1 protein-coding gene is annotated in these 343 nt (G+C 65.9%); it reads left to right on the top strand.

The window, feature by feature from the left end; all coding sequences use genetic code 11:
* Nucleotides 1–343: IS21 family transposase (locus AC0L2O_RS36510; RefSeq protein ID WP_473373166.1), on the top strand; the 343-nt coding region annotated here is incomplete at both ends.

The following is a 343-nucleotide window of genomic DNA, read 5'->3' as shown; positions in this document are numbered from 1 at the left end:
GCTCTGTGGTCGCTCGGTGGGGCACCGCGGGAGCATCGGACCGACAGCCTGTCGGCCGCCTTCTGCAATCTCGACCGTAATGCGAGGGACGATCTGACCCGGCGGTACGAGGACCTCTGCGCCCATTACGGCATGCGGCCTTCCCGCAACAATCGCGGCATCGCCCACGAGAACGGGGCGATCGAGAGCTCGCATGGTCATCTCAAGCGCACGATCGCCGATGCGCTGCTGTTGCGCGGCACTGCCGACTTCGATGATCTCGCCGGCTATCGCGGCTTCATCGACGAGATCGTCAGCCGCCGCAATGCCCGGAACACCAAGCGCATCGACCACGAGCGCGCCA

It is taken from the genome of Bradyrhizobium sp. Kon10, assembly GCF_055807395.1.
Note: the sequence above shows the minus strand (reverse complement) of the source record. Positions and strands in the feature narration are given on the sequence as shown.